The organism is Wolbachia endosymbiont of Spodoptera picta (genome assembly GCF_018141665.1).
Classification (GTDB): Bacteria; Pseudomonadota; Alphaproteobacteria; order Rickettsiales; family Anaplasmataceae; genus Wolbachia.
In genome coordinates this window covers 1,261,890-1,275,215 of record NZ_CP067976.1, presented here as the reverse complement: position 1 = coordinate 1,275,215, position 13,326 = coordinate 1,261,890, and the positions used below count along the sequence as shown (strand labels likewise).

The 13,326-nt window shown below is 34.1% G+C and carries 13 protein-coding genes, 1 other RNA gene and 1 pseudogene; 3 read left to right on the top strand and 12 right to left on the bottom strand.

Annotation, left to right across the window (positions count from 1 at the left end):
- Window positions 1-19 precede the first annotated feature (19 nt).
- The 11 genes and pseudogenes from JKF54_RS05845 to JKF54_RS05795 form a co-directional block, all read right to left on the bottom strand.
- A complete protein-coding gene (locus JKF54_RS05845) occupies window positions 20-1,219 on the bottom strand; it encodes a hypothetical protein (protein WP_211908012.1) in 1,200 nt (399 codons plus the stop codon).
- A 492-nt stretch (window positions 1,220-1,711) separates the two neighbouring features.
- Window positions 1,712-2,140 (bottom strand): ClpXP protease specificity-enhancing factor SspB, encoded by a 429-nt coding sequence (locus JKF54_RS05840; protein WP_211908010.1) that lies wholly within the window; start codon window positions 2,138-2,140, stop codon window positions 1,712-1,714.
- Between the two features lie 16 nt (window positions 2,141-2,156).
- Window positions 2,157-2,492: a transfer-messenger RNA gene (ssrA, locus tag JKF54_RS05835) on the bottom strand.
- A 448-nt stretch (window positions 2,493-2,940) separates the two neighbouring features.
- Window positions 2,941-3,954 (bottom strand): Obg family GTPase CgtA, encoded by a 1,014-nt coding sequence (cgtA, locus tag JKF54_RS05830; protein WP_211908008.1) that lies wholly within the window; start codon window positions 3,952-3,954, stop codon window positions 2,941-2,943.
- Window positions 3,942-5,216 carry a phosphopyruvate hydratase gene (gene eno / locus JKF54_RS05825; protein WP_211908007.1) on the bottom strand — a complete coding sequence of 425 codons (1,275 nt, stop codon included), beginning with the start codon at window positions 5,214-5,216 and terminating at the stop codon, window positions 3,942-3,944. The genes cgtA and eno overlap by 13 nt, the downstream gene beginning before the upstream one ends.
- A 66-nt stretch (window positions 5,217-5,282) precedes the next feature.
- Window positions 5,283-5,434, bottom strand: a pseudogene (locus JKF54_RS06915) (WPE palindromic element domain-containing protein); the annotation flags it as partial.
- A gap of 117 nt (window positions 5,435-5,551) precedes the next feature.
- Window positions 5,552-6,550, bottom strand: a complete 999-nt coding sequence (locus JKF54_RS05815; RefSeq protein ID WP_211908005.1) for a glutamate ligase domain-containing protein — start codon at window positions 6,548-6,550, stop codon at window positions 5,552-5,554.
- 9 nt (window positions 6,551-6,559) lie between these two features.
- The gene (locus JKF54_RS05810) at window positions 6,560-7,171 is read right to left on the bottom strand and encodes an SURF1 family protein (protein ID WP_052264983.1); all 612 of its coding nucleotides are present in this window, start codon (window positions 7,169-7,171) and stop codon (window positions 6,560-6,562) included.
- A gap of 1 nt (window position 7,172) precedes the next feature.
- Window positions 7,173-7,649, bottom strand: coding sequence for a bacterioferritin (gene bfr / locus JKF54_RS05805; protein ID WP_010406741.1), 477 nt, complete (start codon window positions 7,647-7,649; stop codon window positions 7,173-7,175).
- 53 nt (window positions 7,650-7,702) lie between these two features.
- Window positions 7,703-8,176: an RDD family protein gene (locus JKF54_RS05800; protein ID WP_064085312.1), complete on the bottom strand. Its 474-nt coding sequence runs from the start codon at window positions 8,174-8,176 to the stop codon at window positions 7,703-7,705.
- Window positions 8,176-8,817, bottom strand: a complete 642-nt coding sequence (locus JKF54_RS05795; protein WP_211908004.1) for an HAD family hydrolase — start codon at window positions 8,815-8,817, stop codon at window positions 8,176-8,178. The genes JKF54_RS05800 and JKF54_RS05795 overlap by 1 nt, the downstream gene beginning before the upstream one ends.
- A gap of 234 nt (window positions 8,818-9,051) precedes the next feature.
- Between JKF54_RS05795 and JKF54_RS05790 the strand changes: the two genes are divergently transcribed.
- From JKF54_RS05790 to JKF54_RS06615, 3 genes are all read left to right on the top strand, one after another.
- Window positions 9,052-10,143 (top strand): hypothetical protein, encoded by a 1,092-nt coding sequence (locus JKF54_RS05790; RefSeq protein ID WP_246433162.1) that lies wholly within the window; start codon window positions 9,052-9,054, stop codon window positions 10,141-10,143.
- Window positions 10,144-10,597: 454 nt separating this feature from the next.
- Window positions 10,598-11,176: a hypothetical protein gene (locus JKF54_RS06620; RefSeq protein WP_246433161.1), complete on the top strand. Its 579-nt coding sequence runs from the start codon at window positions 10,598-10,600 to the stop codon at window positions 11,174-11,176.
- 32 nt (window positions 11,177-11,208) lie between these two features.
- A complete protein-coding gene (locus JKF54_RS06615; RefSeq protein ID WP_246433160.1) occupies window positions 11,209-11,838 on the top strand; it encodes a hypothetical protein in 630 nt (209 codons plus the stop codon).
- 20 nt (window positions 11,839-11,858) lie between these two features.
- Here JKF54_RS06615 and fumC read toward each other — a convergent pair whose 3' ends face one another.
- The gene (gene fumC / locus JKF54_RS05780; RefSeq protein ID WP_211908003.1) at window positions 11,859-13,247 is read right to left on the bottom strand and encodes a class II fumarate hydratase; all 1,389 of its coding nucleotides are present in this window, start codon (window positions 13,245-13,247) and stop codon (window positions 11,859-11,861) included.
- Window positions 13,248-13,326: the final 79 nt, after the last annotated feature.

Genomic DNA, 13,326 nt, shown 5'->3' with positions numbered 1-13,326 from the left:
TGTAGTGATAGATATAAAATCAAGCCCCACAATAATAAATAGGTGCAAACAATAACTGATTAGTCTGTTTATCAACAGAGATGTCCACTATTTGCTGCCTTGGATTCCCTCTACTGTAAAATTCTTCAACTTCCTGCAGCGCCAATGTTACATCTCGAAGCAAAATTAATGTGTCACAGCTATGTGGAACTTGCTCTCTAAAATATCCACTGGCTGAATAATACCAGATGGCAAGGTTTATCAAATCAAGCACATCATTTAGTTCTAATTGCGCAATGCCTGTTTTAGAACAAAAACCAACCACTCCAATATTAGCGTCAAAAAATATGTACCTACTATTTTCTCCCTTATATATTAGCATAGCATGCCCATCTTTACTGAGCTTTTCATCTTTATAATAATAACTGCGGCGGCAGCTAAACATTATATAATGCTCTGATTTTGTGTTATCTAATGCATGCTCAAGTTGCTCTTGAGAAATGGAAGCTTGTTTTTTTGTTTTAGGATCAAAGAAAAATTTTTGTTTATTTAGCAAGATGTTGTCAGAGAAAACAAATTTTTTACTCTTTTTAGCATCATAAAAACACAAAATAGGTAAGCACTCCGATAGAACTAGTATCAAATGTAACTGCCGTTCTTTTTCTTCCTTGCCATTAAGGTAATCTATAATATCTTGCTCGGTTATTTCGTTATTTAGTCTATTAAAAAAGCTTAAAAAGTCTTCTCTACTTTCTAGCTTCATAGAAACAATTAAGTTACTTAATGGGTTACATAATCCGTTTCTAGGATTAAAGCCTAGAATTTTTTTATACCATCCACTCAATGTTGGCATATTCCCTATGGCTGTGGAAATATGTCGATTTAATTTGAACATGATACCATCTTCTCTCTTAAATTTTTGTGTATACTCTTCATAAGCCAACTTTACCTGAGTATATGATATTATTTCTGTGTAGTGATATTTCCCTTTGCTGTCTTTATAAATTCCTTTTATATTACAAGCAATGCTATTCTCTATATCTTGCGTGATAACAAAGTCTTCAGTTTCAATAGTTTGGTTTAAAAATTCTGCAATATCTCTTTTTGAGAAAGTTCGATCAAAAGTTTTTCCATTATCATTTTTGAAAAAGACTCTGACCTTGTCTTCCTTAAGAAGATGAATTTTTGATATTTGCGATCCACAAATATCGTTGACGTACTCTTTTATATATGTTGACATTACTGCTACCTAATATTTTAATAATATACTAAGTATGACATAAAATATTAAAATTTAACAAGATATTGTAATCTTTGATTCCACGTGGATAAAAAACTTATTGATAAGTTAACGGAGAGATGTATACAATATAAGTATCTGTTCAGCAGAGTGGCAAAATAAGATAGATAAGACAATCACAGAAATAGACGTTATCATGCCAGTGCTTGATACCTTTGTGTTTGAGGCAAAACCTGCTATAATATTTAACACACTGCTTTCACAAACGAATGTTCATACAATTCTGTGTCTGAGCACTGAGATAACGCCATTACAAAGGAACCAGCATCAGCTACTTGCATAACAAGAAAGAAAGCACTGGTTTAAATATTTGCACATTAGCCATACACCTGAATGGATATCTATATGACAAGATAAGTATTCAGAACCATTTTCCTTATTTTAATTACCCATTACTTAATGAGATCACTTCTTTTAATTGATATTATAAAACTACTTATCGTAAAGTTGATCTATAGATATAATACTACCATTTGATGACTTTTCAGCACATTTCTCACTTTCATATTCTTTATCAGAATCAACGCTAAATACTAAAGTATCTCCTGAAATTTTATCATGAAACTCACTAATAGCAAAAAACGGTACAGTGACTTGTTCTTGTTTTCCAAGAAAGCTCAAACTGACACTAAACTTATCCTCAAAAACTTTTAGACTATAAAATTGGTGCTGTAATATAATAAGCATTTGAGTAGGATATGATTCTTTCAAGTAGTCTGGTATGGCAACACCATTAAATCGAGTAAAAAACAGTATCTCTAAGTGAGGAGTAAAAACATTATCTAATATAGTATCTAGAGCCTTTTTGATAACTTGAAATTTAGCATGACTAAGCGACTTCTGATAATCTGTTTTATCCATATAACCCTTACATGTTTGGGGAAACTTCTGTTACCCGGCGTTCCCTAAACCGTGCTTATAGCAATGAAGTTATAGTGCCTAAATTAAGCAGCTAATGCAACATTGTCTTCAGCAGCAAAGTTATCGTTTGCATCTAAATTGTGAACTCTTAGCGGTGGTATCTAACCGAGCAAAGCTACCATCTTTACTATGCATGTCGATCCTTACTCGCCCCCGTATCAATCAAAAAATATGGTGGAGGCGCCGAGTACTGCCCTCGGGTCCAATACACCTATTACAAGGTAATTTTATTGCCATAGTACAAAAAATGCACATCTTTATTATACAGTAGTATTGAATAAATGTCAAGTTGTTGAACGTAAAATCGGTTGTAAGCTAAAAAATTAATATAAAAATTACTTCGCCTATTTATCTAATCTTAGTATAATCAAAGTAGAGGTATTTTTAGAGCTCAAAATCTATCTTCGTCTGCAGACTTTTTTATCAAATAATCAAACTCAGTAAAGAATGTAGCGTATCTTCTTCAGCGCAAATGGGTGCACACATATGCTTAATCTCTGTCGTATGTGCGTTACATTTTTTCTGTTCTTTATTAATAAATATGGGGGATTCTATGCCTAATTCTTAACAAAAAACTACTCAAATGCTTTTGTAGCTATTGAATTTCTGAATTCAAGAAAGCAAGAGACAGTGTGAGAAATGGCACAAGCCGAAAAAAAGATAAGTTGTGGAACAAAAAATGCAGACAACTGTGGAAAATTACCCACTGGAACCCAGACTTTGATTGTCAAATAAAAAATTCACATCTTAAAAGGATCATATACATCAATTTCCTTAGTTTTCACTTTCTCGTTTAATAATCTCAAGATGGGCTGTAAATCATCGTCGATTGATAAGCACAGTACTTCTCTATCAAGAAAACCGGCTAGGTGATTCCTTTTCTCAAGGATTTCTGTTTCTTCCAATAAGTCACATTTATTTAACACTACAATTTCCTCTTTTTCAATAAGATCGCTATTGTAAAGCTTCAGTTCATTATGTGTACAATTATAAGCTGAAATAATGTCATCGCGCGTTACATCAATTAAATGCAGTAAAATTTTGCACCTTTCTATGTGCCTTAAAAATTTGTGTCCGAGCCCAACTCCAAGATGAGCATCAGCGATTATTCCAGGAATATCTGCTATCACAATTTCGCTATAATCCACTTTTGCTACACCTAAATGTGGTCTTATAGTAGTAAATTCATAATCGCCTACTTTCGTATCAGAATTCGAGCAGCGGGTTAAAAATTTAGATTTACCTACATTTGGCATACCAATAATGCCAACATCAGATAAAACTTTTAGCTTCAATATTATATTTCTTTCTTCGCCGGGCTGACCATGGGTAAAATGTCTTGGTGCCCTATTAGTAGCAGATTTAAAGTTAGTATTTCCAAGCCCACCTTTTCCACCTTTCACTACTTGAAATTCCATGTCAGGTTTATCAAGATCTACTATTATTTCCTCACTTTCTTCATCGATTATTTGTGTACCAACTGGAACTTTAAGTATAATATCTTTTCCTGCTGTGCCAGATTTATCTCTACTCGTACCACTTTTTCCACTACTCGCTTTAATATGTCTTCGACAACGAAAATTAAGCAAAGTGTTGAGATTTGCATCACTGATGAAAATTATGTCTCCTCCCCTGCCCCCATTACCACCGTTTGGGCCACCAAATTCAACGAATTTTTCTCGACGAAAACTAGCACAGCCATCGCCACCATCACCTGCTTTTAAATATAATTTAACTTCATCTATGAAATCCATGCCAACCCGCGATAATATTTAGCATTTTCTCCTAATGAACTTTCTATTCTCATTAATTCATTATACTTTGCAAGCCTATCAGAACGCGACAGCGAGCCAGTCTTTATCTGCCCACAATTCGACGCAACTGATATGTGGGATATCGTTGTATCTTCTGTTTCACCTGAGCGGTGAGAAATAATAGCCCTGTAGCCATTTAATTTTGCCATTTCAATAGCAGCAAAAGTTTCCGTAAGTGTTCCTATCTGGTTTGGCTTGATTAGTACAGCATTTGCCATTTTCTCCTCTATTCCTTTACTTATTAGTTCACAATTTGTAACAAATAAATCATCTCCAACCAATTGAACTTTATTCCCAAGTTTTACAGTAAGTAATTTCCAACCTTCATAGTCGTCTTCATTCATTGCATCTTCTATAGAAATTATTGGATATTTGCCTACAAGGTCAAAATAATACTGAACCAATTCCTCTGAAGTGAGTTCTCTGTTTTCAAATTTATAAACTCCATCTTCATAAAAAGTAGATGCAGCAACATCAAGACCCAGTGCAAAGTGATTTTTCATCGAATAACCGGCAGATTCAACAGCCTGAATTATCAAATTAAGAGCTTCTTCAGTGCTTCCAATGTTTGGTGCAAAACCACCTTCATCTCCTACGTTTGTGCTATAACCTTTTTTCTTAAGAATGCTGCGCAAGTTATGAAATACCTCTGCAGATATTCTGATTGCTTCACTGAAAGTTTCAGCACCAACCGGAAGAATCATAAATTCTTGAAAATCGAGTTTATTATCTGCATGTACTCCACCATTAATGACGTTAATTAGCGGAACTGGCATCTGCTCTTCCCCTACTCCCAAATACTTATATAACGGCATTTTAAAGCTGTTTGCTGCTGCTTTTGCAACAGCAAGAGACACACCCAAAGTTGTATTTGCTCCAAGTTTAGATTTATTTTTTGTTCCATCTAGTTCAATTAAAACTTTATCAATTGCACTCTGGTTTGCTGCATCCATGCCAATGATTTTATTTGCTATCACTCCACTTACAGATTGAACAGCTTTCAGCACTCCTTTACCACAATACCTTTTTTCATCTTGATCTCTCAGCTCCAATGCTTCTAGTTTACCGGTCGAAGCCCCAGAAGGGACAGCGGCTCTACCTGTTGCTCCATCACATAGTTCTATTTCTACCTCAATTGTTGGGTAACCCCTGCTATCTAAAATTTCTCTTGCAAATACACTGCTGATCGTCTTTTTCATCATGCTAAACCTCCACTAGATTCACAATTGTGTTCACGTTCGGGAAATGTCACCCCAGCACTGTAACATTTCAGTGTACGAACATTGTAACCTACAGATAAACAGATAATTTGAGTAACAGATGGTGTCATTCCAGTGCTTGACACTGGAATCCAGTTTTTATTATACAGCCACTTATTTAAAGTTAAGTCTTCTGGATCCCAGTGTCTGGGCACTGGGATGACACCATTCTTAATGGAAGCTATCCCCATATCGCAATGTCTGTACAGTTGTTTGCCTAGACACTGGAATCCAGTTTTACTACACAATTTTATCATATAAATCACCAATGCTTAAGTTTATTTTACTAGCAGCAGCTTTGCAGTTTCTTTCGCTAGTTTAGCTATATTACTACCAGCACCAATAAATAATACTACATCTCCTGAACTTGTCGAATTACTAATAAAATGTGAAATGAGTAAAGCATCATTCATCATCTTCACATCATTAAACCCATTACTGATCAAGGCTTTTTGTATATCATCAATTCCACAGCCAGGAATAGGCTTATCTTCTGGAGGATGGACAGGAGTGAGAATTACATAATCAAACATCATGAAAATTCGTACGAACTCATCAAAAAAATTACGAATACGAGCAAAACGAAGCGGCTCGATAATTCCTGTTACCTTTCCTTTAGTGGTCAAACGTGCTGCTGCCAGGGTTGCTTGTATTTCATTTGGATGATGAGCATAGTCCTCAATTAACTTAACACCTTTAATATCGGCAATTAAAGAAAATCTCCTTGCTACTCCTTTAAATTCCAAAAGACCTTTTTTAATCTCTTCATCACTAATTCCAAGTTTCACTGCAACTGATATTGCAGCCAGGGCATTGCTAACTTTATGCATTCCTATTGCATTTGATAGCACTACATTCTTTATAATTCTGGTACAAGGTTGAATATCTTCTTTTTGTCTTTCGAGAGCGAGTTCTTTTAATCGAAACACCATATGTACATTATCATCATCAATTTCAATACGCTGAACTAACTTTCTAATTATATTAAATTTAGTCTCCCAATCTACCTCTGATAAATCACACTTTTCCTTCGTTATATGCCCTCTTAACATCTTCACTTCTTCCCATACTACCCCTTCTAGTATATCTGCGAGTATTGATTTGCTGTTACATTCACCAAAACGTTTTCCAGGACAACGATAGTAACTTCTTCCTCCCTTAGCATTACTCATTCCATAATAAACGGATTTGCAACACTGACATATCACTAACCCTTGTAATAAGTATTTTCTTCCACTTTGTTGCATTTTTTCTATTTGTAGCTTTTCTTTTTCCACACTGTATCTCTACGACTTATATATATTTTGCCTATAGTAAAATACGCACATAATGAGCCAAATCAAGGAAAGTGCAAACCAAGTAATTGCGTATTCAAGATGCTTTATTGGCTGTATAGTCAATTTGCCACCAAAATTATCTTGCCACAATATACATTTCTCTAGCTTAATACCTAGATCATTGGAGATTTCTTCTGTACTTAGGGTAAACCATGTATTTGAAGCAATATCATTTTTGATAAACCAATTTTTGCTACCATCACAATACAAAACGCCATCAGCAGCTACTTTTTCAATTTTTGCTTTTTCTTCTTTTTTTTCTCTGACTATTCCTTTATTTATTAACATGTAATGTCCATTGATAAGCAACATAGGAGACAGCACATGATAGCCACGTTGACCTGCGAAAACATATAGTTCTATATCACTTAAAATTCCGTCGATTTTAACGTTTCTGTAGTTAAACTTTGAAAGATTATCACTAGGCAGTAGATGAATAACTGGAAGATCCATATTTTTGATAATATTATTCTTCCAGCTCAATCTAAATAACTGCCATAACCCGAGTGAAAAAAGAAGTAAAAAAGGTATAATGAAAATAAATACTGTTTTTCTTAACACTCTATATTTGTGTTCTCAAGTAATTTTCAATACCCATAAGCTCAATAAGGTCAATCTGTTCTTTGATCCAATGTAAGTGCTCTTCCTCATTTTTCAGTAGTCCTTCTAATAACATTACACTCACGAAATCCTTTTCTTTTTCAGCAACGGAAATTGCCTCTTTGATTCCCTTGATACCTTCTTCTTCTAAGTTAGAATTATCTTCTAAGATTTTCTGCATTGTATCTTTTGTGAACTTTCCTTCATACTTTGAGATTTTATTTGTATCTTGAAAATTTGGCATGCCCTTAAGCAGTAAAATTCTTTCTGCCAGCCTATTTGCATGCTCAAGTTCTTCATTAAGCTCCTTTCTCATCTTTTCTGCAAGTTTATTGATTCCGCTATTTTTAAGAATCGCAGAATGCAAAAGATACTGGCGTACAGAAGTCAGCTCATTTGTAAGTAATTTATTTAAATGTTCTACTATTTCTTTATTCATAACCTTTCTTTAGCTAATATACCAATGTAATCTACATAACAATCAAGGCAACATCAATTCATTTTTCTCACAACAATCGTATCAAATAGCACATCATGAAATGCCTGTTTCCTCTGAGAGAAGCAAGCAACTAAATACCAACTGAAGGTAAGCATCACTATAATCACTTCTAGTGTACTTAAAGCATTTACTGATGTTTGAAAAAGTTTGATAAAGGTGATAATTGAATTATTTAGCATAGGAAGGAAAAACTGAGAGATAGTGCGATCAAATGCTAAGCTCAAACCTATTTTAGAACTATCTAAAGTGATAGTATATATATTCATTAACTGTTGACCAGGAGTTGCTTGAGCTGTTGAAGATATAAAATATGTAAAGTAGCCACAATTTATACACATGTATGACAGGTGCAAAATTAATGGAAAATCCCCTAATGACAACACAATTAGTAAGGTTGGAATTAATAAAATTGCTACATCTATTAAATATGCGCAAAAGCGCCTGTGTACACTAGCGATCTCTGTCATTACCACCTATCTTTCAAATACTTTACTATGAATTCTGTAAGTTTATTAAAATGTTGAAAATATAACAAATCTTCATAACCTCTTATTGATTGTCCGTATACAATAGGTAAGCAATTTGCATTTTGTGCACATAGAATGTCTGTGATGCTGTCACCAACAAAAAACACATTTTCTCTATTTACAGGTAGCGTACTCTCCTCCAGTGCAAACAGCAGTGGAGTTGCAGATGGTTTATCTTCTGCAGTATCACATGAGCCAACTACTCTTTCAAAGTAAGAATCTAGTTTAAAATAGGCAACTTCTTGACGTAAATTAGTATTTTTCTTATTGCTAACTATCGCTAGGTAAATATTGTGGCTTTTCAGTGTCTGCAGCATTTTCTCTACTCCTTCATTCAGAGTAATATTTTGTAACAATGCATTATCTAGGTATTTTTGATATATCTGGTTCGCTTTTTTCCACTGATCACCAAACAAATTGACCATGTAGCTCTTTCTTGATTCATGAGAATTTCTATCAACAACTTTACTGCCAGATCCCATCAAATCTAAAGTATGCTTAATGGCATTAGAAATATTATCTTGAGTATCAACTAAGGTATTATCCCAATCGAATACTACCGCTAATGGGCTATTTTTCATTTTTATATTGTTACGTATTTTAAGCTAATAAGTAAATGATATTTTGATGAAAAAAGCATAAATGAGGTGCTCCTTGTGTCTTAACCATTTTTACATAATTAACTAATATACTGATTTTAGTATAAGCTTTTATTTAGTAGGTATGACACAGCTTAAAGATACACCAGATATTGAGAAGAAATTCAAGGATGTCTTTGCTGGTGCTTTTCCAGAAGGTCGTCGCTGGAAGATAAAGTGAAGATTATCAATGAGTTCCGCCAGGAACTTAAAGCTCACAAAAGGCAAGTAACCAAAGAAAATCTCGAGAAAAGGTTAAAAGATATTTCTGCAGCAGATAATTTTTCACTAGAAGATAAAATCAAGACTATTGCAAAATTAAATCGTAGTCTTAGAGATCGAATGAACCGTGCAGCTAAAAAAGTAGCTAAAGATTTTGAAAAGATCGTCGAATTGAATCGGGAACTTAAAGATGTTTTTCCAGAAAATTCTTCATTGGAAGATAAAGTAAAAATTATTTTTGAATTGCACCGAGAGCTTAAAGCTCAAAAAGGGCGTAAAGATGAAGTGAAGATTATTAAAAAATTGATTCATAATCTTGAAGGTCGAATGGATCGTGCAGCAAAAAAAATAGCTGAAGATTTTAAAAAGATTGCTGGATTTAAACAGAAATTCGAAGGAAAAGACGTTTTTACAAGTAAAAAAGTTGCAGAGTTTGAAAGTAATAAAAAATCTCAAACTACATTAGAAGGCAAAATTTCTGATCAAAATAAACAAGAAAAGACCTCTGTACAAAAAGACAAAATTCGTGACTCAGTTAGTGAGGCAGATACTTCTGAAAAAGTTGCTTCAGAAAATAAAAACTTTGAACAAAAAAAGATTTCTTTTCAAACAGATACAGTAACTAAGTTACAACCTTCAGTAAGCAAAGATCCTATAAAAGATAAACCTAGCGACAAAAAGCCTGAAATTTCGTTAAAACAAGTCTCAGTGGATAGGAATGCTACAGAAAAAAAATCTAATAATAAAAAATCTCAGTTGAGTGAAAAGAAAAATATATCTCAACCGAAAGAAAATCAAAAAGAAGAAGGCTTTTTGGTACGTTTTCTGCAGAAAATATTCAAAAAACTTTTTGGTGAAGATAAAAAGAGTGTAGAGGATATAAAAGGAACTACTCAAAAAAGTACGCCAAATGATGAAGGGCAACAACAAAATAAGCTCCTTTCAAATCAAGACCAAAGCGCAAGTGAAAGTTTAAAGCAAATTGATAATCCATTGTTAACTCCTGTCACGAAAGTAGAAAAAACAAATACAGACCATAAAAGATAATTCGCCTTAGATTTCTTGCATAGTCTGGGGTCCAATTTGTCATCCTATGGCTTGACCATAGCTAAAAATCTAGATTCCAACGTCACACGCTAACTTAAATTATTCATAAAATTTGTTTCGGTAAACCTAATTTGGGTTAGCTATAGAAGGCAAAACAGACACAAATCAGGAAAATAAAAAAAATTATAGATTTTCTATTTTTATTATAAAAATAATTAATTTTTAAATACTTTATATTGATTTTGTCATCAAAGTTCATATAATATTAATATATTAACTTTGATGGTGGTAAAGAAATGCATGGTAGTATAAGCGACGAAGTGGTGAAAAATTTAGACAAGTTCACTTCTTATAGATAAGTAAATAAATTTAAAAAGATATTCAATAATCTTACCACTAACCATAAAATGAATATATAGAGTATGTTAAAGCAAAGCCTCAAGGCTCTAAAGCTATGTACGGCATACTAAATGCACTAGACAAGGAAGAAGCACTTTTAATCTTTAATCAGTTGCTTCAAGAGAATGAAAAGTTTGCTTTCAATACACTCGATTGTATTCATCCCAAATATACTTTATTTAAAATTCTATTTAATCAACTGAATCCCCAGCAAAAAGAAGATTATAAAGTAAATTTAGAGACAAAATCAACTGTCAAAGCTAAGCTTGTCCTAAAGAATTTTTACTTAAGCAATAAAGAGAGTTCAAGCAACTTAAGCACTGAAAACTCCAATGAACCGTTAGTACAAAACAGAGATGATTTGCCAGCAGCACATTTCTCTCTTATATCTCTTCCATCAGAGGAAACAGTTGTTGAACATCCATTTGATACTAGACTAGAACTTTCTTCTGACAAAAAGGATCAATCATGTAGCCAAACAGTAATTCCATTTCTGGGTTTTGCTGAATTCGATAATCAATTCTGCAATACTGTAACAGAAAATTCGACAGTTAGTAGTAGTTTAACGTCGAATTATAATATATCAGATAGCCTAGAAGGTGAGCAATTATCCCCAGAGTATTTAACTATTTGATAAATGGAGTAACTAGTCTGCAATCCTCAATTGTGGATGATTTGCCAGAGTTAAATTTATCTCCTATAACTCCTGAATTCGAGGAAACAGTTGTTGAACATACATTTGATAGTAGACCAGACTTTTCTTATGAAAATGAACCGTTAGTAAACAAAAGAAAAAGAGCTGAAGAGAATCAATTATATAGCCAAATAATTCGTTCAATAACTGGAAAACAGCGATCACAAGACTTGTGTTTTACAGCGTATAATAGTCTTACAGAATGTGAATTAGAAGAAATATGCACAGTGGAGCCACCAGCAAAGCGCCAATGCATATCAGTACCTTCATTTGAGGGTTTTGCTGAATTCGATAATCAATTCTGCAATATAGTACCAGAAGATTCAATAGTTAATGATAGTGCAGTGCCAGAAGAACATACTAGCCTGGAAGGTAAGCTAACTTTCCTAGACTCTCAAATAAATGGCGGAGAGCCATTAACTAGTCTGCAATCCTCAAATGTGAATCCATTGCCAGAGTTCAGTTTCTCTCTAAGCTCTGTTACACTAGATGAAATGGTTAAGAGATATGGCTTTAATCACAATGACCACGCTCTAAGTGATTTAGAAGAGGTATATGTAAAGCAACCAGCAAAGTTCCATACATATTACCACAATAACTAGGGACAAAAAAAGGTGGTAGTTTAACCTACCATCTCCTCTGGTTTCACTATCCTTTCAAACTCCTCCTCAGTGAGCAGTTGAAGTTTTGCTGCTGCTTCTTTTAGAGTGATATTTTCTTTATAAGCAAGCTTCGCTATTTTTGCTGCATTGTCATATCCTATATGCGTATTTAATATAGTAACTAGCATTAACGACTGATTTAGTAAATCCTTTATTCTTTCTTCGTTTGCTCTAATATCAACTACGCATTTCTCTGCAAAATTTAAACTTGCATCAGCTAAAAGTCTTATAGACTGCAAAACATTGTAAATTATCACCGGCTTAAACACGTTCAATTCAAAGTGACCATTTGAGCCACCAATTGTCACGGCAACATGATTTCCCATAACTTGAGCACATACCATAGTCACCGCTTCGCATTGAGTTGGATTCACCTTACCCGGCATGATTGAAGAGCCAGGCTCATTTTCTGGTAACATTATTTCTCCAATTCCGCATCTTGGACCAGAACCAAGTAGCCTTATATCATTTGCAATTTTCATCAAGCTTACTGCTACTGTATTGAGTGCTCCACTGAGCTCAACTAAAGCATCATTTGCTGCTAGTGCTTCAAACTTATTTTTTGCTGAAATAAATGGAAAATTAGTGATTTTTGCCACTTCTTTAGCAAAATCCTCAGCAAAACCCTTTTTAGTATTGATTCCCGTGCCAACCGCGGTGCCACCTTGTGCAAGTTCATATACATTGATCAGAGTTGACTTTACTCTCTCTATTCCCTTTTTAATCTGAACTGCATAGCCAGAAAATTCCTGCCCAAGTGTTAGAGGAGTTGCATCTTGCAGATGAGTACGCCCTACTTTTATTATATCTTTAAATTCATGAACCTTATTATTTAGCGCTTTATATAATTCTTCAAGATTGGGAATAAGCAAGCGGTTTATTTGCTCTGTTACTGCTATATGCATTGCTGTTGGAAAAGTGTCATTTGATGACTGACCACAGTTTACATGATCATTTGGATGCACTGGAGACTTACTACCTAAATCACCGCCCAAAATTTCTATTGCACGATTGCTGATCACTTCATTCATATTCATGTTAGTCTGAGTTCCAGACCCGGTTTGCCAAACAACAAGTGGAAATTGATTATTAAATTTACCGTCTATTATTTCCTTTGCAGCTGAGCAGATTGCATCCCCTACTCTATTATCTATGCTACCCTGCTTCATGTTAACACGTGCTGCTGCAAGTTTTACTATTGCTAGCGCTTTAATCAGAAACTCTGGCATTTTCTCTGTACCAATTTTGAAATTTTCCAAAGAACGCTGAGTCTGCGCTCCCCAGTAATGTTCACTTGGTACTTTTACTTCTCCTAAGCTATCTGATTCTATTCTAACTTTTTTATCCATATTTCCTCATTCTAGTGTTTGACATTACCTACATATATGATTAGTTAAATCAAATTGTATTTCAGTGTCAAGTTGAGAC

Bases quoted from the DNA above. Each gene is read 5' to 3' on its own strand.
- JKF54_RS05845 (WP_211908012.1), bottom strand. From the start codon at position 1,219: ATGTCAACATATATAAAAGAGTACGTCAACGATATTTGTGGATCGCAA.
- JKF54_RS05800 (WP_064085312.1), bottom strand. From the start codon at position 8,176: ATGACAGAGATCGCTAGTGTACACAGGCGCTTTTGCGCATATTTAATA.
- JKF54_RS05795 (WP_211908004.1), bottom strand. From the start codon at position 8,817: ATGAAAAATAGCCCATTAGCGGTAGTATTCGATTGGGATAATACCTTA.
- cgtA (WP_211908008.1), bottom strand. From the start codon at position 3,954: ATGGATTTCATAGATGAAGTTAAATTATATTTAAAAGCAGGTGATGGT.
- bfr (WP_010406741.1), bottom strand. From the start codon at position 7,649: ATGAATAAAGAAATAGTAGAACATTTAAATAAATTACTTACAAATGAG.
- eno (WP_211908007.1), bottom strand. From the start codon at position 5,216: ATGATGAAAAAGACGATCAGCAGTGTATTTGCAAGAGAAATTTTAGAT.
- JKF54_RS05840 (WP_211908010.1), bottom strand. From the start codon at position 2,140: ATGGATAAAACAGATTATCAGAAGTCGCTTAGTCATGCTAAATTTCAA.
- fumC (WP_211908003.1), bottom strand. From the start codon at position 13,247: ATGGATAAAAAAGTTAGAATAGAATCAGATAGCTTAGGAGAAGTAAAA.
- JKF54_RS06620 (WP_246433161.1), top strand. From the start codon at position 10,598: ATGTACGGCATACTAAATGCACTAGACAAGGAAGAAGCACTTTTAATC.